Source organism: Halalkalibacter wakoensis JCM 9140 (assembly GCF_000513095.1).
Taxonomy (GTDB): Bacteria; Bacillota; Bacilli; order Bacillales; family Bacillaceae_D; genus Halalkalibacter; species Halalkalibacter wakoensis.
This window is the reverse complement of record NZ_BAUT01000170.1, coordinates 1-1044: the sequence shown is the minus strand read 5'-3', so window position 1 is coordinate 1044 and position 1044 is coordinate 1. Positions and strand designations below refer to the sequence as shown.

General features: G+C 32.3%; 1 protein-coding gene. It reads left to right on the top strand.

Features of this window, described 5'->3' with window-relative positions; genetic code table 11:
- Positions 1-459, top strand: a 459-nt coding sequence (locus JCM9140_RS22065) for a YusW family protein (RefSeq protein ID WP_156314968.1), incomplete at its 5' end; no start/stop codon positions are given.
- Positions 460-1044 lie beyond the last annotated feature (585 nt).

Below are 1044 nucleotides of genomic sequence, written 5' to 3'. Positions count from 1 at the left end.
AAAACTTTGTTGTTATCACTAGTTCTTACTAGCTTCTTATTTGGCTGCGGAACCAATAATGGTGCCACTGAAGAACCTATAGTTGATAACAATCAAGGGAATACGGAAGAAATAACAACTGACCCGATTGAGACAGAAACCATTAAAGTACAAGTATTTGAACTTGAAATTGATTTAGTAAATAATGAAGAGATTGATATCGAATACAAAAACAGAAATCAGTCAGCAAACGCTGAGATTGAAAGGAAAACAGCTGAAGGAAAAGAAGAAATTAAAGGAGAACAAGCTGCAACAGAAGTAGAAGAACTTTTACAACAACTTGCCCTAGACTCTAGCATAACAGCTGATGAAGCCGTGGAGAAAGTTCTGTCTACCATGAATATTTCTAGAGATGACATTCGAAAACTTGAGCTTGAAGTGGACTTTTTAGATGGTGAGAAATTAAAAGCCAATTTATAAAAACATAACGGGTTTACTTATGAGGTGCAAAATCATAAATCGCACCACAACTCACAAAGTAATTCGCACGATTTACACAATTGATTTCACAACAGTATAAATCCCACTTAAAAAGGCTTAGAATATTTTATTTCTGAGCCTTATTTTTTAAAATTGTTTCCTCAGCTATCGCACCCTTTACTAGTACAATGTTTCACAACGGCTAAGCCCAATTAGATATTCAGGTTTGTTTTCGCTCTTTTATCTGAGCATTAAGGTTTAGATAGATACCATAGCTTCCTGCTATGATTAAAAATATTTGTCCATAACCAAAATTTAGATTAAGCCAGTATGTGAATAATATTAGGGAAACAATCACAATAAAGATTATGGTACTAATATTTAGGTAATATTTATTCACTGTTAGCCTCCTAATACATTATTAATTTGAAAATGATTTTTTCAAGTATAAAAAGCGACGAATGCATGTTAAAAAATCCTGCGTCATTAACTCTATTGATATATTGTTAAAGCGCTCGTAGTTCAAAGTTTAATATTGCTATTAGTAATAAAACGACACTCCTATAATAAGAAAGTTACGTTTTT